Below are 16470 nucleotides of genomic sequence, written 5' to 3'. Positions count from 1 at the left end.
TCCTTGGATGGGTGAGCTTGGGTCTGGGCTGAGCGATATCGGAACGACATCGCCGTCTGCAGCCAGCATGCCCTGTGCGTGCGTGTTTTTTCGGGTCATGGGCACCCGAGCGGCCGTAGGACAAGGCCGTTTGACGTGTTGCGGTCAGCTGTCGGCAGGCGCCCTGCCATGGCGCTCGGCATACAGTGCCAGTTCCACGTCGTTTTTGGCGCCGGTTTTTTCCAGGATGCGCAAGCGGTAGGTGCTCACGGTGTTGGACGCCAGGCCCAGTTGCGTGCCGATCTCGCCCACGGACTTGCCGGCCGTGAGCAGGCGGAACACCTGGTGTTCACGGTGCGACAGGGCTTCTGCGCCGCTGCGTCCCCCGCTGCCGCCGATGGCGCTGGCCAGCGCTTCGGCCGTGGCGGCTGAAACGTACAGGCCACCGGCCGCCACCTTGCGCACCGCGGCAATCATGTCATCGGGGTTGGCGCTTTTATTCAGGTAGCCTGCCGCCCCCAGCTTGATGCAGCGCACGGCGTACTGCTTCTCAGGGTAGGTGCTGAGCATCAGCACCGGCAGGCGAGGCCATTTTTTTTTGAGCGCCTGCAACACGTCCAGGCCGTCGCGCTCGGGCAAGGCAATGTCCAGCAGCACGGCGCTCAGGCCTTTGTCGCCGCCCAAAGCGTCGACCCGCTGCAGGATGTCGGGGCCGGTTTCCGCTTCGGCCACCACTTCGATCTCGGGTGCGTCGGCCAGCACCTGCTTCAGGCCCTCGCGCACGATGCGGTGGTCGTCGCCGATCAGGATTTTGAGGGTGCTCATAACTGGATCCGAAGGTGAAGAAGAGAGCCGTGGCCGACCTGGCTGGTGATCTCCAGGCTGCCGCCCAGGTGGCGCGCGCGCTCCCGCATGCCCATCACGCCATAAGCATTGGCCGCTTCAAAGGCGGCGGCTTCGGCGCCGCGGCCGTTGTCCTGCACGGCGATGCTGATGTCTTTGGCCGTGGCCCGTATGGTGATAGCTACACGACTGGCGGCTGCATGGCGGCCTACATTGCTGAGCATTTCCTGGAAGATGCGGAAGATGGCAATCGCTGAAGGCTCGGGCAGTGGTGCCGCATTGGCCACGTCCATTTGCCAGTCCAGCGCCAGTTCGGCCGACTGCACGAATTCATGCGCCTGCCAGTCCAGCGCCGCCCACAGGCCCTGGTGGTCCAGGATGCTGGGGCGCAGGTCGGTGATGATGCGGCCCACGTTGTCGACCGCGCTTTCAATCAGCCGGCCCATGTTCTGGCATTTGCTGCGCATGGTGTCTCGCATGGCTTGCGCGGCGATGGGCTCGCGCTGCTGCTGTTCACCCAGGCGTTTGTCGAGCCAGCCCACGTCCATCTTCAGCGCCACCAGCAGGCTGCCCAGCTCGTCGTGTACCTCGCGCGCGATGCGCGTGCGTTCTTCCTCGCGCACAGTGTGGGTGTAGGCGGTGAGCTCGCGCAGGTGCTGCAGCGCTTCAGACAGCGCCTGCGTGCGCTCGCTCACGCGCTGCTCCAGCACGGCGTGCGCCTGGCGCAGCGCGTCTTCAGCCTGGCGGCGCGCCGAGATGTCGACGAAGGTGACCACCGCGCCCTGTACCACGCCACCTTCGACGATGGGGTGCGACGAATATTCGACCGCAAACGCACTGCCGTCCTTGCGCCAGAAGAATTCTGTGTCGATGCGGCAGGGCAGCGCCTTGCGAAAGGCGTTAAAGATGGGGCAGAGGTGCTCGGGGTAGTGCGCGCCGCCGGCATGGGAATGGTGCGCCAGCTCATGCATGTTGTGGCCCAGCACGTCGGCGGGGGCATAGCCCAGTTGCTCGGCGCCGGCACGGTTGATGAAAGTGCAGCGGCCGTCCATGTCGATGCCGAAGATGCCCTCGCCGGTGGACTCGAGCAGCTGCGATAGTTTGTCGCGCCAGACGGGCTGATTGGTGCCGGGAAGGTGTGCAGGCGAGGGCATGGCGTAGTTCGGTTAACCGCCGTAATCCGTAAATTCGGTAAACATCTTGTCAGGACAACGCCCGCCGGAGCCACTGCGCTCGTAGTAGTTCCAGCGGTAAGCCATTTCCGTGTTGTCCTGGCAAGCCACGCCCTTGTAGAGCTTGCCGTAAGTGGCTCTGGCGCCCGAAGATGACCGGAAGCTGTCAAGGCTTTCAACGACCAGCACACCATCCTTGGGGTAAACCTTCAGCACGCCAAAAGACGCATTGCTCGGTATGTCGTAATCAACATAGAGTTCGGTCCGCTCAGGGTTCGGGCGCGCCTTCTCTACCAATATAAAAACCGCCTGTTGCTGCTCAACCAGCTCCTGCTGCGTCAGGTGGATAAACGATTGGGACTGCATTTTTTTGCCGAACTTCAGCGCCGGACCCAGCACCAGCAAAGGTTTTCGCTCATCCGTAGAGGCAGGGTTGAACCGGTGTTGAAGCGGCTTTTTAAACCGGTTAACGACAGCCGAGAAAATTTCGTCGTCGCTAAAGTTTTGATTCTGCAGCTCCAAAGCCCAGACAGGGTTTGCAGCACATAGCAGCAGAGCAGCCAGTAATCGGTGTGTTTTGAAATCCATCATCATTGAACGGTTGTGATTGTTGGACCGCATCATGGCATGGCAAAGCCTGAGTTCTTTCCATACTGCACATGCGGGCATGAGCAAACATCGTGCCCAGCTTGGTGCGTGGCCGGGACTGTATCAACCCAAAATCGGTACTGAAGCGGGCTGGACGGAGCGGCTTGCCCCAGGTTCGCCCCAAAACGGGCTGCTTTTTTTGATTCCCTGTAAAGTCCAAGGCATGCTTACGATTTTCGGGGGCGCTGCGCACCTCTCTCCGCGGCCGGTCGCCGCCTTTTTCCTGTCAGTACTGGTTTTGCTCGTGGCCTGTAGCCCCACGCTGAACTGGCGCGAAGTGCGGCCCGAGGGCACGCGCCTGGCGCTGCTTTTGCCCTGCAAGCCTGACAAAGCCGAAAAAGTGGTTCCACTGGGCGGCCCGGCAACTACCTTGCGCATGCTGGGTTGTGATGCCGGCGGCGCCACTTTTGCTGTGGCGGTGGCCGACCTCGGCGACGCGTCAAAAGCGGCGCCCGTGCTCGCACAGTGGCAAAGCCTCACGCTGGCCAACATGAAAGCCGGGCCTGTGCCGCAAGTGTCGCCGCTCAAGTTACCCGGCGCCGCCGCCTTGCCGCCGGCCTCGCTGGTCAAGGCCGAGGGGCGGGGCCCCGACGGCAAACCGGTGAGCGGGCAGGCCGCCTACTTTGTGCAAGGCCCGCAGGTGTTCCAGGTGGTGATGTATGCCCCGCGCATCGCGCCCGAGGTGGCCGAGACATTTTTCTCCAGCCTCAAGTTTGAATAAAGTGGCTTGCCTTTCATGACCAGCGCAGAAGCTTCCTTGCCGACCTCCCCGAATACCGCTGCGCCGGCTGCCAGTTCCCACCCGGGCCGGTTGGATGCAAAAACCGGCGCCATTGTTTTCCTGGCGTTTGCCGCCGCGTATTTCTGCTCGGCGCTGGTACGTGCCATCACCGCCACGCTGGCGCCGGTGCTGACGCAGGAGTTTTCGCTGCATGCGCGCGACCTCGGCCTGCTGGCGGGTGGATATTTCCTGGGCTTTGCCGCCACGCAGCTGCCGCTGGGCACCTGGCTGGACCGCCATGGCCCCAAGCGCGTGATCCTGTGCTTTCTAGCGCTGTCGGTGCTGGGCTGCCTGGCTTTTTCGTTGAGCACCAGCTTTGCCTGGTTGCTGGCGTCGCGTGTGCTGGTGGGCATGGGCGTCAGCGCCTGCCTGATGGCACCGCTCACGGGTTACCGCCGCTGGTATGAGCCGGCCACGGTGCTGCGCGCCAATTCGTGGATGCTGATGACTGGTTCGCTCGGCATGCTGGCGTCTACCCTGCCGGTGCAGTGGCTGATGCCCTTGACGGGCTGGCGGCCCCTCTTCTGGATACTGGCCGCGATGATCTTGCTGTCGATGGCCGCGCTCGCCTGGGTGGTGCCGACATGGCACCTCAACAGAAAGCATGAAAGCACAGAGGCCGCCGCGCCGGCGGTACCGGCCGAAGCTGGCTATGCGCCTATCTGGCGCAGCCGCTACTTCCGCAAGATGACGCCGCTGGCTTTCTTCAATTACGGCGGGCTGGTGGCGGTGCAGACCCTGTGGGCCGGCCCCTGGATGATCAGGGTCGCGGGCTATACGCCGCTTGAGGCCGCCACCGGTCTCTTCTATATCAATGCTTCCATGCTGGTGACCTTCTGGAGCTGGGGCATGGTGAACCCCTGGCTGTCGCGGCTCGGCTGGGGCGCCACCCGTCTGATCACCTGGGGTGTGCCCTTCAGCCTCACGGTGCTGGCGGTCAATATCGCGGCCGGCACCTCCACCGGATGGCTGGGCTGGGCGCTGTTTTGCATGGGTTGCAGCGTCATGGGGCTGGCGCAGCCCGCGGTGGGCATGGCGTTCAGGGCCTCGCTCGCCGGCCGGGCGCTCTCGGCCTACAACCTGATGATTTTTGCCGGCGTGTTCACCGTGCAGTGGGGAATCGGCTTGCTGATTGACGTGTTTGCCGCCATGGGCCTGGCACGGGTGGCCAGCTTTCAGGCGGCGATGTCCGTGTTTTTGTGTTGTTGTATCGCCTCATATGGGTATTTCCTCAGTGTGAAAGCTGATAATTCACCGCAATGAACGGCATTTTCATCATCGCTCACGCTCCTTTGGCCTCTGCCCTGCGCCAATGCGTGTTGCATGTGTTTCCGGACAACGCCGCGGGTATTTCCGCGCTGGACGTTCAGCCCAACATGCCGCCCGAAGAAACCCTGGCCCAGGCGCGCATCATGCTGACGCAGCTCGGCACCTCGCATGCCCTGGTGCTGGTCGACGTGTTCGGTGCCACGCCCTGCAATGTGGCGCAAAAGCTGGTGGACGGCGTTCATTCCAAACTCATCACCGGCATCAACCTGCCCATGCTGCTGCGCACCGTGTCTTATCGCCACGAGTCGCTCGATGCGCTGGTGGCGCGCGCGCTGATCGGCGCCACGCAGGGCGTGATGCAGGTGGCCATCACCGCACCGCAAAATCAGGTACGCCGAAATCATGATAAAGACCAGCACGAACATCAGCAATAAGCTGGGCCTGCATGCCCGCGCCTCCGCCAAGCTCACCAAACTCGCCGGCAGCTTTGGCTGCGAGGTCTGGATGAGCAAGGGCGAGCGCCGCGTCAACGCCAAAAGCATCATGGGCGTGATGATGCTGGCTGCCGGCGTGGGCAGCATTGTCGAGGTTGAGACCAACGGCAACGACGAACAAGCCGCAATGGATGCAATCCTTGCGTTAATAGCAGACAAGTTCGGCGAGGGAGAGTGATTTGACTTTCTCGGTCCACGGCTTGGCGGTCTCGCGTGGCATTGCCATTGGCCGTGCCGTGCTGGTGGCTTCCAGCCGTGCCGACGTGGCGCACTATTTTGTGGACGATGCCAAGACGGCGGATGAGATCACGCGGGTCAGGGTGTCGCGCAATGCGGTGATGGAAGAAATCACGCGCCTGCAGCAAGACCTGCCCAAGGACGCGCCGCACGAGCTGGCTGCGCTGCTCGACGTGCACCTGATGCTGCTGCAGGACGAGCAGCTGATCAGCGGCGTGAAGCACTGGATCGTCGACCGCCACTACAACGCCGAATGGGCGTTGACCACGCAGTACGAAATCATTGCGCGCCAGTTCGACGACATGGAAGACGAGTACCTGCGCGAGCGCAAGGCCGATCTGGAACAGGTGGTCGAGCGCATCCTGCGCCACATGAAAGGCGTGGCCTCGCCGGTGCAGCCCGCGGCCCAGGCCGGCGCCAGCCGCAAGCAGTCGCAGCAAGACCTGCTGCTGGACGACACCACCGACGTGCCGCTGGTGCTGATCGCGCACGATATTTCCCCGGCTGACATGCTGCAGTTCAAGCAGAGCCTCTTTGCCGGCTTTGCCACCGATGTGGGCGGCAAGACCTCGCACACCGCCATCGTGGCGCGCAGCATGGACATCCCGGCGGTGGTCGGGGCCCGTAGCGCAAGCCAGCTGATCAAGCAGGACGACTGGGTCATCATCGACGGCGAGGCCGGAGTGTTGATCGTCGACCCGTCGCCCATCATCCTGGCCGAATACGGTTTCAAGCAGCGCCAGGGCGAGCTGGAACGCCAGCGCCTGAACCGGCTCAAGCACACCGCGGCGCTGACCATCGACGGGCAGAAAGTCGATCTGCTGGCCAACATTGAAATGCCTGAAGACACGGCCGGCGCGGTGGCTGCCGGCGCCGTCGGCGTCGGGCTGTTTCGCAGTGAATTCCTTTTCATGGGCCGCAGTGGCAAGCTGCCCGACGAGGAAGAGCAATACCAGGCCTACCGCAAGGCGATTGAAGGCATGCACGGCCTGCCCGTCACCATCCGCACCGTGGATATCGGCTCCGACAAGCAACTGGACCGCCACAAAGCGCAGGACACCCACCTCAACCCGGCGCTGGGGCTGCGCGCGATTCGCTGGAGCCTGGCCGATCCGCCGATGTTTTTGACGCAGCTGCGCGCCATTTTGCGTGCGGCCGCCCATGGCAAGGTCAACCTGCTGGTGCCCATGCTGGCGCACGGCAGTGAAATCCGCCAGACCATGGCGCTGATCGACCGTGCACGCGCGTTGCTCGACAACAAGGGCGTGCCGTACGGGCCGGTGCGGCTGGGCGCGATGATCGAAATCCCGGCCGCGGCGCTGACGCTCAAGCTGTTCCTGAAGTACTTCGATTTCCTGTCCATCGGTACCAACGACCTGATCCAGTACACGCTGGCCATCGACCGCGCCGACGAGGCGGTGTCCCACCTGTACAACCCCTGCCACCCGGCCGTGCTGCGGCTGATTGCCGACACCATCAACGAGTGCAACGCGCAGGGCAAGGGTGTCAGCGTTTGCGGCGAGATGGCCGGTGACGTCACCATGACGCGGCTGTTGCTGGGCATGGGCTTGCGCAGCTTTTCCATGCACCCTTCGCAGATCCTGGCGGTCAAGCAGCAAATCCTGCGCGCCGATGCCGCCAAGCTGCAGCCCTGGGCCGAGCAGGTGCTGGCCTGCGAAGATCCGTCGACGATGCTGCAAGGCTGACGGCTGCCAGGTTGCTGTTGCTATTAAAAACATAGCTGCTCGTGCCCGCCCTGATTGGGCTGAGGCCCGAAAACATTGCTAAATCTCGCCCATCTGCCCATTCAGGGCGGCTGAAACAAAGCGAAACACGCCGCAACCGCGCTGCAAACAGCCCCGGGCCCCCCGCAGGCACCATGAGGAACCTTCACTCCTTCTTCGAGGCTCTTCATGAAACATCGCGTTAAAAAAATCCTGCTCGGCCTTTTCGGCGGGGCGCTCATCGTCGGCAGCCTGGGTGCGTGCTCGCACGGCGGCCATGGCTGGCGCGGCGATGCCGGCTCCCCTGAGGCGCGCGCCCGCATGGTCGAAAAAATCGGCTCGCGCCTGGACCTGGACGCTGCGCAAAAGCAAAAACTCGCCGTGCTGGCCGACAAGCTGCAGGCACAGCGCGCGGCCCTGCGTGGCAGCGGTGAGCCACGGGAAGCCGTTCGCGGCCTCTTTGCCGGCAACAAGCTGGACCAGGCCGGCGCCAAAAAGCTGATCGAGGAAAAAACCGCCGCGATCCAGTCCGGCAGCCCGGAAGTGATCGCCGCAGCGGCGGACTTCTTTGACAACCTCAAACCTGAGCAACAGCAAAAAGTGCGCGACTTCATGGAGCGCGGCCGCCGCTGGGGTTACCGTGGCTGAGGCACTGTTCTTCCCGGTGGGCCGAACGGCGGCAACCGCTGTGCGCCGCATCGCCAAGGTGGCTGCCCCGGGCAGCGCCAACGGCGGGGTGCGCCTGATGCTGCGCGCCGAAGGGCTGGTGGTAGTGGCCGCCGCTGCGGCGGCCTACGCCCAGTTCGGCGCGGGGTGGGGCTGGTTTGCGGCGCTTTTCCTGGTGCCCGACCTGTCTTTCCTGGCTTACCTGGCCGGGCCGCGTATTGGGGCTGTGGCCTATAACGCCATGCATTCCTACTTCGGCGCCGTTGCCCTGCTGGCGGCTGGCGTTTTGGGCGCTGCACCCATGCTGGTGGCGGGTGGCCTGGTCTGGTGTGCGCATATCGGCTTTGACCGTGCGCTGGGCTACGGGCTCAAGTACGCGGCGGGTTTTGGCCAGACGCACCTCGGGCGCATCGGAAGGGCCGATCCGTGGTGAACAGCGCCTTTCTCCGCTTCAAAGGAACCCGATGCTGAAATCGCTGGCTTGCAGCATGTTCGTTGCTTTGGCGTCGATCGCCGGCGTGGTGGACGCCACGGAACTTTCCAGTGGCGCCGGCTTTCGTTTGATTCAGCTTCCCGATCCTGTCACGCAGCAACCGATGCAGGCGGCGGTGTTCTATCCGGCAGCGCCCACGTCTGAAACAACCAGGATGGGGGCTGTCGTTGTGTCCGCCGTGAAGGATGCGGCGCCGATGGGTGCGCGCCATCCTCTGGTGCTGCTCTCGCATGGCAATGGTGCCGGCCGGTTCAGTCACCACGATACAGCGACATTCCTCGCGCGTCATGGCTACGTGGTGGCCGCAATCGAGCATCCGGGCGACAATTTTCGCGACAGCAGCGGGGTCGGCACTGATCGGGTGCTGATTGGAAGAGCGCTGCAACTGTCCGCACTGCTGGATTTCCTGTTGCAGGCTCCAGCCTCTGCGGGCCTGATCGATCCCCGGCGGGTGGGCGTCGCGGGTTTTTCGGCAGGCGGCTATTCGGCCCTCTTGCTGATGGGCGCCAAACCGAAGTTCGAGCTGCTGAGTGCCTATTGCAAAGCCTTGCCGGCAAGTGTTCTATGTGCCGGTGGCGCAAAGGTTTCCCTGTCGTCTCCCCCGCTGATCGCGAAGACCGATGACCGCATCCGCGCCGCGTTCGTCATGAGCCCGCCGGGAGCCTTCTTTGACCGCGAAAGCCTGTCGCAGGTCTCAAGGCTGGTGAATCTGTACGCGGCCGGCGCCGATTCCGTGCTCCCGGTCAAGGAGAACGCGATCAAAGTGAAAGAACTGCTCCCCTCATTGGCCCAATACACCGAGATCCCCGCAGCCGACCACTTCGTGTTTCTCGCGCCGTGCACGTCGGAGATGCGCGGCGTCGCGCCCGCTCTGTGTACGGATCCACAAGGCGTCAATCGGGCTGCTGTGCATGACAATGTGAACCGCGATGCATTGATGTTTTTTCAGGAGCAACTCCAGGTCGATGCGAGTTTTCCGAAGCGAATGTAGCCAATCCCATGCCCCATATCCTGCTGATCGACGACGACGAGCACCTGGCTGCGCCGCTGGCCGCCTACTTTGCCCGTTTTGACTTTGTGCTCGAAAGCGCGCTGCGCCCCGGTGAAGGCCTGGCCATGCTGCGCGCCGGCGCGTATGACGCGGCCATCCTGGACGTCATGCTGCCCGAGATGGACGGCTTTGCGCTGTGCCGCGAGATCCGCAAGGAAAGCGACATTCCCATTGTGATGCTGACGGCCCGCGGCGACGTGATGGACCGTGTGGTCGGACTGGAGCTGGGCGCCGACGACTACCTGCCCAAGCCTTTTGAGCCGCGCGAGCTGGTGGCGCGCCTGCAGACCATTTTGCGGCGCCAGCGCAGCGCACCGGCTGCGGCTACCCAGCGCCATGTGTTCCAGGGGCTGGTGGTCGATGTGGAAACGCGCGAGGTGCTGCGCCTGGGTGAAAAGGTCGAGCTGACCGGCACCGAGTTTGAATTGCTGGCCCTGCTGGCGGCCGAGCCCGGCAAGGTGTTCAACCGCGACGACATCCTCAACCGCCTGCGCGGCCATGAGGCCGAGCTGTACACGCGCGCCGTCGACATCGTGGTGAGCCGGCTGCGAAAAAAACTCGAGCCGCTGGACTGCATCAAGACCTTGCGCAACGCGGGCTATGCCCTTGCCGCCGGCAAGGCGGGTACGCCATGAGACGGTGGAAAACACGCCGGGACTGCCGGGCCCGCGAACGCTCACGGCCCGAGCGCTGGCGCCACCGCTGGAAGCATTCGCTGCGACTGCGGCTGATCACCGTGTTCCTGCTGCTGGCGCTGGCCATGGGCGCGGTGTTCATGAGCGGCATGCAGCGGGCGTTTTCAACCGGCTGGCGCGACGCAGCCAAGCCGCTGATCAGCGACTACATGGACCGGCTGGTGGCCGACCTGGGTTCGCCGCCCGATGTGGGCCGCGCCCAGGCGCTGGCCGCGCGGCTGCCGATTTCCATCCGCATTGAAGGCCCGCAGGTCAACTGGCAGTCGCATCCCGACAGGCCCGACCGCAAGGTGTTCGACGCCCGCGCCAAAGACTGGCTGAGCCGGACCACGCCCGACGGCCATCGCGTGATTTTTGGCCCCGGCACCGCGCCCTGGCAGACGGCGCCCCACGGCGTGTTTGGCTGGATCACGCTGGCGCTGCTGCTGGGTTTGCTCATAGGCGCGTATGCCTACGTGCGGCGCCTGCTCCGTCCGCTGGACGACATCCGCGCAGGCGCCGAGCGTTTTGGCCGCGGCGAGTTCGCAACGCCGATTCCCCTGCGCCGCCGCGACGAACTCGGCGACCTGGCCGGGCGCATCAACACCATGGCGCACGATATTGAAGGCATGCTGAACGCCAAACGTGCCTTGCTGCTGGCGCTGAGCCATGAGCTGCGTTCCCCACTCACACGCGCGCGGCTCAATGCCGAGCTGCTGCCCACCACGCCCGAGGGTACCGGTGCCGGCGAGCGTGAGCGCGAGGCGCTGCTGCGCGACCTGGGCGAAATGCGTGACCTGATCAGCGACCTGCTCGAAAGCGAGCGCCTGGCCAGCCCGCACGCCGCGCTGCAACGCGAGCCGGTGGACCTGGCGGCGCTGGTGCGCGAGACGGCCACTGAGGTGCCGGGTGCGTCGGAGATGGTGCTGGACCTGGCGGCCGGCCTTGCGCCGCTGGCGCTGGACCGCATGCGCGTGCGCCTGCTGGTGCGCAACCTGATGGACAACGCCCTGCGTTACAGCAGCGGCGCCGGTCGGCCGCCGCAGGTGTCGTTGCAGCCGGCAGAGAGCGGCGTGATGCTGGAAGTGCGCGACTTCGGCCCGGGCGTGGATGCCGCGCAACTGGCGCATTTGACCGAGCCTTTTTACCGAACCGACGGCGCACGCCAGCGCGCAACGGGCGGCGTGGGGCTGGGCATGTACTTGTGCCGGCTGGTGGCTGAAGCACATGGCGCCGAGCTGCAGGTGCGCAATGCGGAGCCGGGCCTGGCCGTGTGTGTGCTGTGGCCTGCTATTGAATCAGGAGCTGCTCGCGCTCATATTTAAAGGGCTGCAGGCTTATTTGGCTCTTGTTCCCAGTAGCGCGGCGCCGATGATCATCACCGCCGCCAGGGCGATGCTCCAGCTCAGCGCGCGGCCGCTTACCCCCATCAGCAGGGCAGTCGAGCCCAGTGGCGTGAGGTAGCTGAGGATGCCGATCTGCTGCGCGTCGCCCAGCTTGAGGGCCTTGTCCCAGAGAAAAAACGCCGCGCCCAGCGGCCCCACGCCCAGCACCGCCAGCAGCAGCCAGTCTTGCGCCGACAGTGTGGCGGCAGGCTCCAGCGCCCAATGGCACAGCAGCGAAAGCACGCCGGAGACCAGGCCGAAGAGGCCGATGGCTGCAGTGGGAAAGGCCGGCACGCGTTTTGTCAGCAGCGAGTAGCTGGCCCAGATGAAGGCCGAGCCCAGCGCCGGCAGGTAACCCCACGACCAGCCTGCCGCGGGAGCTGCACCGCCACCGCCCGCGCCCAATATGGCAATGGCGGCGCCGGCAAATCCCAGCAGGCCCGCAGCCACATGCACGGCGCGCAGTTGCACGCCACGAAGAAACAGCGGCGCCAGCACCACGATAAAAAGCGGCCAGAGGTAGTTCACCAGGTTGGCCTCGACCGCCGGTGCATGCCGCAGCGCGATGAAAAGCAGGAAGTGATAGCCGAAGAGGCCGTATACGCCGAACGCCAGCGTGGCGGCCGGTATCTTCCATTGCCTGCGATCCCGCAGCACAAAAGGCAGGGCCAGCAGGCTGCCGGTCAGCAGCGCAACGCCAGTGAGCAGAAAGGGCGGAACGTGTTTGAGCGAGACCCCGAGCGAGGCGAGCAGGGTCCAGAGGGCGATGGCGCCCAGTGCGTACAGATTGGCTGGCATGGCGGCAAGCATAGGGGCGCGCGCCGGGCGCGTCGTCGCAGGGCAACGCTTTGTGGTCGCGCAACGACGGTTTCAGGGATTCAGGCGTATGTCCTACGCGCAGGCCTACATCCGGTAACCAGCTTCACGTGCGAGGGGTGCCGCAGACACTTTTCCGGCACGGGCTTCAGTTGCAATGGCATGGCAGATTTCACCGAAATCGCATGAAACCCAAGGAGACACTCATGAAAAAGCTTTCCATCCTCTTGCTGGCCCTGGCCGGCATGGCCGCCCTGTCGGGCTGCGTGGCTTACCCGGTGGCCTATGACAACGGACCGCAATACCGTGTCATGCCCGCCCCTGCGCCGGGCTACGGCCCCGGCTACCGGGGTGACCGCGATGGCGACGGTGTGCGCAACCGCTACGACCGCCGGCCGAACGACCCGAGCCGCTATTGAAAATCCGTAAAGGTCAGGCGCTGCCCGGCCCGGCGCGCCGCATCGCGGCCGTCAGGGCTGAGGGCGACTGGTAGCCGCAGTGCAGCGCGGTGTCGGCCACGCTCATGCCGCGGCTGCGCAGTTGCATGGCCAGCGCCAGGCGTTGCCGGCGCAGCCACTGCATCACGCTGAGGCCCGTCTCGCGCCGGCAGCGTGCGGCAAACTGAGTCGGGCTTAAAAACACCTGCGCGGCCAGCTGCGCGACGCTCAGTGGTTCGTGCAGGCGCTGCTGCGTCCAGGTGGCCAGTTGTTCCCAGTGGATGGGCCGTGCATGGCGCAAGGGCGTTGATGCAGGTGTTGTGGGTTGCCAGGCTTCCAGCAACAGCGCCGGGCCATGGCGCTGGGCCAAGCCGCCGGGTTGCTGCAGTGCTTCGGCCAGGTAATGGGCCAGCGCCAACGCTTGCCCGGTTCTGGCGGGGTCCGCTGCGCAGCGGGCCCAATCAGGTTGTGCGGTGTCCAGCACCAGGCAGCGGCTGCCTTCACGTGATTCGAAGTCATGCCGGTCGCCGGGTGTGATCACGCAGCCCTGGCCAGCCGCGATGCGCCGCCCGCGTCCGCGTACTTCCAGTTCCAGCACACCACTCAGCCCCAGCAGTACCTGGAAATGATCATGCGCATGGCTGCCGTGCGACGCGCCGTAGTGGCGCAGCGACAGGGAGCCTTGCGGCAGATTCATGGTGCGTGGATCAAAGGGCGGCGATGGCCGCGTCTGCCTTGTCGGCCACGCCTGCCGCGTGGGCCTGCTGGTCGGCGTGGTAACTGCTGCGCACCATGGCGCCCACGGCGGCGTGCGTGAAGCCCATCTTGTAGGCTTCTTCTTCAAACATCTTGAAGGTGTCGGGGTGCACATAGCGGCGCACCGGCAGATGGCTGGTGGAGGGCGCCAGATACTGGCCGATGGTCAGCATGTCGATGTTGTGCGCGCGCATGTCGCGCATGACCTGCAGAATTTCTTCGTCGGTTTCGCCCAGGCCGACCATGATGCCGCTCTTGGTCGGCACATCGGGGTGCAGGGCCTTGAACTTCTTGAGCAGGTTGAGGCTGAAGTTGTAGTCGCTGCCGGGACGCGCTTCTTTATAAAGGCGCGGCGCGGTTTCGAGGTTGTGGTTCATCACGTCGGGCGGTGCGGCCTTGAGGATTTCAAGCGCGCGGTCGTCGCGGCCGCGGAAGTCGGGCACCAAAATTTCAATGGTGGTGGCGGGCGAGAGCTCGCGGATCTTCTGGATGCATTCGACAAAGTGGCCGCTGCCGCCGTCGCGCAGGTCGTCGCGGTCCACGCTGGTGATCACCACGTATTTGAGCTTGAGCGCTGCGATGGTTTTGGCCAGGTTCAGCGGCTCGTTCACGTCCAGCGGGTCGGGTCGGCCATGGCCCACGTCGCAAAACGGGCAGCGGCGCGTGCATTTGTCGCCCATGATCATGAAGGTGGCCGTGCCCTTGCCGAAGCATTCCCCGATGTTGGGGCAGCTGGCTTCTTCGCACACCGTGTTGAGCTTGTTTTCGCGCAGGATCTGCTTGATCTCGTAAAAGCGCGTGGTCGGGCTGCCGGCCTTGACGCGGATCCAGTCGGGCTTCTTGAGCATTTCGCCCTGCACCACCTTGACGGGGATGCGCGACAGCTTGGCCGCGGCCTTTTGCTTGGCCAGCGGGTTGTAGTCTTCCTGGCTCTGGATGTCGCGAACAACAGGATTGACGGTTTCTGGGGTGCTCATGGTGTATTTCTTTGAAGGAATATGCTCAGGGCGCCAGGTAGGTGACGAGCTTGCGGCCCAGCACATCTGCGGCTTCCTGCCAGCTTGCCGATACCCCGATTGTAGAAAGGTCTGTGGTTTTGAGCCCCACATACCCGCAGGGGTTGATCCGCGAGAAGGGTTCCAGGTCCATCGCCACATTGAGCGCGACCCCGTGGTAGGTGCAATTACGGCTGACTTTGATGCCCAAAGCGGCGATCTTGCCCAGGCCGCGAAAAGGGTCGGCAGGGTGCATCGGGCCGGTCAGGGCGGCGTGAGAGGCCGGGTCGTCCAGCCGCACATAAATGCCGGGCGAGCCGGCCACCCGGTGCCCAGTGACGCCGAAATGCGCCAGCGTCTTGATGACCGATTCCTCGATGCGGTAGACGTATTCCTTGACGTAATAGCCGGCGCGCTTCAGGTCAATGAGCGGGTAAGCCACCACCTGGCCGGGGCCGTGGTAAGTCACCTGGCCGCCGCGGTTGGTCTGAACCACCGGGATGCTGCCGGGGTTCAGTACATGGTCGCTTTTGCCCGCCAGCCCCTGGGTGTAGACCGGCGGATGCTCACAAATCCATAGCTGATCGTGCTCGTCCTGATTGGGTTGCAGCCCGTTTTCGCTTGAAACCCCGGCGCTGCGCGCCGCCGTGAAGGCCTGCATGGCTTCGTAGGTGGGCAGGTAATCGACCCGGCCCAGCATGCGTGTTTCGGCTTGCATGTGCGTTGCTTTGCGGGTCCTGCTGGAGGCGGAGTCGGTGATTAAAGGACGACCTTGACCATCGGGTGCGTCGACAGCGTGCGGTAAAGCTCGTCGAGCTGCTCGCGGCTGGTGGCTGTGACGGTGATGGTGACGCCCAGGTACTTGCCGCCCTTGCTTTCACGCAGCTCGATGGTGGAGGCGTCGAAGGCCGGGTCGAACTGGTGTGCGATGGACGTGATGGCCGCGACCATGCCATCGACCTTTTCACCCATCACCTTGATCGGGAACTGCGAAGGGTACTCGATCAGCGATTCCTGGCGCGAGGGCTCCGTGCCGGGAACACCGATGATTTTGGGAATGTTGGGGGAAGTCGTCATGGCAATGGGTCCTTTCAGGCCGCTTTGGCACGCTGGTATTGGGCGTACAGCTTTGCATAAATGGGGCCAGGTTTACCTTTTTCCACTCCGTGGCCGACCGGCTGGCCATCCAGCAGGGTGATGGGCAGAACCTCCTTGGTGGCCGACGAGAGCAGCAGCTCGTCCGCTGCCAGCACTTCAGCGCGGGTGATGCGGCGCAGCTCAAAAGGAATACCCGCCGCGCGGCACATCTCTTCTATCAGGCCAAATCGGATGCCTTCGAGGACCAGATTGTCCCTGGGCGGCCCCATGACTTTGCCGTCCTTGACGATCCAGACGTTGCTGGAAGCGGCTTCGCTCAGGTAGTCGCCGCGGAACATCACGGTCTCGACCGCGCCGGCGTCGACGCTGATCTGGCGCGAAAACACCGCGCCCAGCAGGCTGGTGCTTTTGATATGGGCTTTTTCCCAACGGAAGTCGTCGGCGGTGACGCAGGCCACACCTTTTTCGCGCGCCTGGTCGCTGGGCAGCTTCATCGGGTTGCACATCACAAAGACGGTGGGCGTGAGGCCCGGCAGCATGGGGTGGTCGCGCATGGCCACACCGCGGGTGATCTGGATATAGACGAGTTGATTGCCTTTTTCGGTCGGAACGCCCGCAGACTGAGCGCAAGCAGCTATCAATTTCAGAGCAATAGTCAGCCACTCGTCGCGGGTCAGCGGGTTGGTGATGCGCAGCTCGGTGAGGCTGCGTTCCAGCCGTGCCATGTGCTGCTCAAAACGAAACGGCTTGCCTGCATACGCCGGCACCACTTCATAGATGCCGTCGCCGAAGATGAAACCGCGGTCCATCACGCTGATCCTGGCATCCTTGAGCGGGGTGAATTCGCCGTTCAGGTAGCAGGGGGTGTCGGGAAGGGCGTTGGCGAGAGGCGTTGTCATGGATCGGTTTGAAAAGGAAATGAAAGTGCGTCGGAACGGTTGCTGGTGGACGG

The 16470-nt window shown here is 64.1% G+C and carries 20 protein-coding genes; 11 read left to right on the top strand and 9 right to left on the bottom strand.

The genetic code is table 11. The features are described 5' to 3' along the window. Window positions 1-144: 144 nt before the first annotated feature. From AC1D11_RS16895 to AC1D11_RS16885, 3 genes are read right to left on the bottom strand one after another with little or no spacing between them, the layout of a single operon-like run. Window positions 145-804: a response regulator transcription factor gene (locus AC1D11_RS16895; protein ID WP_477648259.1), complete on the bottom strand. Its 660-nt coding sequence runs from the start codon at window positions 802-804 to the stop codon at window positions 145-147. Beyond that, window positions 801-1976, bottom strand: coding sequence for a sensor histidine kinase (locus AC1D11_RS16890; protein ID WP_477648260.1), 1176 nt, complete (start codon window positions 1974-1976; stop codon window positions 801-803). Before AC1D11_RS16890 ends, AC1D11_RS16895 begins: the two co-directional genes overlap by 4 nt. A gap of 12 nt (window positions 1977-1988) precedes the next feature. After that, window positions 1989-2588 carry a hypothetical protein gene (locus AC1D11_RS16885; RefSeq protein WP_457281607.1) on the bottom strand — a complete coding sequence of 200 codons (600 nt, stop codon included), beginning with the start codon at window positions 2586-2588 and terminating at the stop codon, window positions 1989-1991. 217 nt (window positions 2589-2805) lie between these two features. On the opposite strand from AC1D11_RS16885, the gene AC1D11_RS16880 reads away from it, so the two are divergent. The 10 genes from AC1D11_RS16880 (at window position 2806) to AC1D11_RS16835 (ending at window position 11356) form a co-directional block, all read left to right on the top strand. Further along, complete coding sequence (locus tag AC1D11_RS16880; RefSeq protein WP_477648261.1) at window positions 2806-3363, top strand: hypothetical protein; 558 nt, start codon at window positions 2806-2808, stop codon at window positions 3361-3363. A gap of 15 nt (window positions 3364-3378) precedes the next feature. Continuing rightward, window positions 3379-4686, top strand: coding sequence for an MFS transporter (locus tag AC1D11_RS16875; RefSeq protein ID WP_477648262.1), 1308 nt, complete (start codon window positions 3379-3381; stop codon window positions 4684-4686). Next, complete coding sequence (locus AC1D11_RS16870; protein WP_457281604.1) at window positions 4683-5126, top strand: PTS sugar transporter subunit IIA; 444 nt, start codon at window positions 4683-4685, stop codon at window positions 5124-5126. The genes AC1D11_RS16875 and AC1D11_RS16870 overlap by 4 nt, the downstream gene beginning before the upstream one ends. After that, a complete protein-coding gene (locus tag AC1D11_RS16865; RefSeq protein WP_477648263.1) occupies window positions 5095-5364 on the top strand; it encodes an HPr family phosphocarrier protein in 270 nt (89 codons plus the stop codon). Before AC1D11_RS16870 ends, AC1D11_RS16865 begins: the two co-directional genes overlap by 32 nt. A 1-nt stretch (window position 5365) precedes the next feature. After that, window positions 5366-7129 carry a phosphoenolpyruvate--protein phosphotransferase gene (gene ptsP / locus AC1D11_RS16860; protein ID WP_477648264.1) on the top strand — a complete coding sequence of 588 codons (1764 nt, stop codon included), beginning with the start codon at window positions 5366-5368 and terminating at the stop codon, window positions 7127-7129. 207 nt (window positions 7130-7336) lie between these two features. Next, entirely contained in the window at window positions 7337-7795 is a 459-nt protein-coding gene (locus tag AC1D11_RS16855; RefSeq protein WP_477648265.1) for a Spy/CpxP family protein refolding chaperone, read from the top strand. Next, window positions 7788-8246 carry a DUF4260 domain-containing protein gene (locus AC1D11_RS16850; RefSeq protein ID WP_477648266.1) on the top strand — a complete coding sequence of 153 codons (459 nt, stop codon included), beginning with the start codon at window positions 7788-7790 and terminating at the stop codon, window positions 8244-8246. Before AC1D11_RS16855 ends, AC1D11_RS16850 begins: the two co-directional genes overlap by 8 nt. Before the next feature lie 31 nt (window positions 8247-8277). Beyond that, window positions 8278-9297: an alpha/beta hydrolase family protein gene (locus AC1D11_RS16845; protein ID WP_477648267.1), complete on the top strand. Its 1020-nt coding sequence runs from the start codon at window positions 8278-8280 to the stop codon at window positions 9295-9297. An 8-nt stretch (window positions 9298-9305) separates the two neighbouring features. Continuing rightward, a complete protein-coding gene (locus tag AC1D11_RS16840) occupies window positions 9306-9992 on the top strand; it encodes a response regulator transcription factor (RefSeq protein ID WP_477651126.1) in 687 nt (228 codons plus the stop codon). Continuing rightward, window positions 9989-11356, top strand: coding sequence for a sensor histidine kinase (locus tag AC1D11_RS16835; RefSeq protein ID WP_477648269.1), 1368 nt, complete (start codon window positions 9989-9991; stop codon window positions 11354-11356). The genes AC1D11_RS16840 and AC1D11_RS16835 overlap by 4 nt, the downstream gene beginning before the upstream one ends. Before the next feature lie 12 nt (window positions 11357-11368). Here AC1D11_RS16835 and AC1D11_RS16830 read toward each other — a convergent pair whose 3' ends face one another. Continuing rightward, the gene (locus AC1D11_RS16830) at window positions 11369-12214 is read right to left on the bottom strand and encodes a DMT family transporter (RefSeq protein ID WP_477648270.1); all 846 of its coding nucleotides are present in this window, start codon (window positions 12212-12214) and stop codon (window positions 11369-11371) included. A 224-nt stretch (window positions 12215-12438) separates the two neighbouring features. Here AC1D11_RS16830 and AC1D11_RS16825 point away from each other — a divergent pair, with 224 nt between their 5' ends. Further along, window positions 12439-12651, top strand: coding sequence for a hypothetical protein (locus AC1D11_RS16825; RefSeq protein ID WP_477648271.1), 213 nt, complete (start codon window positions 12439-12441; stop codon window positions 12649-12651). 13 nt (window positions 12652-12664) lie between these two features. On the opposite strand, the gene AC1D11_RS16820 is transcribed toward AC1D11_RS16825, so the two are convergent. The 5 genes from AC1D11_RS16820 to AC1D11_RS16800 are packed head-to-tail and all read right to left on the bottom strand — an operon-like array spanning window position 12665 to window position 16417. Then, window positions 12665-13366: a helix-turn-helix domain-containing protein gene (locus AC1D11_RS16820; RefSeq protein ID WP_477648272.1), complete on the bottom strand. Its 702-nt coding sequence runs from the start codon at window positions 13364-13366 to the stop codon at window positions 12665-12667. A 10-nt stretch (window positions 13367-13376) separates the two neighbouring features. After that, window positions 13377-14402: a lipoyl synthase gene (gene lipA, locus AC1D11_RS16815; RefSeq protein WP_477648273.1), complete on the bottom strand. Its 1026-nt coding sequence runs from the start codon at window positions 14400-14402 to the stop codon at window positions 13377-13379. Between the two features lie 25 nt (window positions 14403-14427). Continuing rightward, window positions 14428-15138, bottom strand: a complete 711-nt coding sequence (gene lipB / locus AC1D11_RS16810) for a lipoyl(octanoyl) transferase LipB (protein WP_477648274.1) — start codon at window positions 15136-15138, stop codon at window positions 14428-14430. A 41-nt stretch (window positions 15139-15179) separates the two neighbouring features. After that, on the bottom strand, window positions 15180-15497 hold the full coding sequence (locus tag AC1D11_RS16805) for an HP0495 family protein (protein WP_477648275.1): 318 nt from the start codon (window positions 15495-15497) through the stop codon (window positions 15180-15182). 14 nt (window positions 15498-15511) lie between these two features. Beyond that, complete coding sequence (locus tag AC1D11_RS16800; RefSeq protein WP_477648276.1) at window positions 15512-16417, bottom strand: D-amino acid aminotransferase; 906 nt, start codon at window positions 16415-16417, stop codon at window positions 15512-15514. Window positions 16418-16470: the final 53 nt, after the last annotated feature.

This window comes from Polaromonas sp. P1_E11 (assembly GCF_056405995.1).
The sequence above is the reverse complement of the archived record's forward strand: the minus strand, read 5'-3'. Positions and strand labels throughout refer to the sequence as shown.